This window comes from Pseudoalteromonas luteoviolacea H33-S, assembly GCF_001625695.1.
GTDB lineage: Bacteria > Pseudomonadota > Gammaproteobacteria > Enterobacterales > Alteromonadaceae > Pseudoalteromonas > Pseudoalteromonas luteoviolacea_B.
Genome location: NZ_AUXY01000033.1, coordinates 1 through 357 on the forward strand (window position 1 = coordinate 1; position 357 = coordinate 357).

The window sequence follows — 357 nt, forward strand, 5'->3', positions numbered from 1 at the left end:
GAGCCGATATAACGGTTACCTGTTTGATACGTTGTGCTCGGTGTTTGCGTAATGGTGTAGCCATCTGCATTTGATTCAATCAGACCTGTGAAGCTGAACGCACCGCTCGCATTCGTCACTACACTTTGATTTACCACCTGACCAAACTTATCTGTGCCCGTGATAGTCACTGTGATGTCTTTTAATCGCACATCATTTTGATCAACCGCGCCATCTTGGTTTACATCTAAGAACACCTTACCCGAAACCGACTTATCACCGGCTTTTGGTTTTTCTGTAAATTTAATCTCTGGTGTTGCATCTGTGCCGACAACCACTTTTGCGATATTGCTCACCACGCCAGCACCTGAACCGATA

Annotated in this window: 1 protein-coding gene; it reads right to left on the bottom strand. The window is 45.4% G+C overall.

Going from position 1 to position 357, the window contains the following annotated elements:
- Positions 1–357, bottom strand: a 357-nt coding sequence (locus N477_RS01735; RefSeq protein WP_196760564.1) for an SdrD B-like domain-containing protein, incomplete at both ends; no start/stop codon positions are given.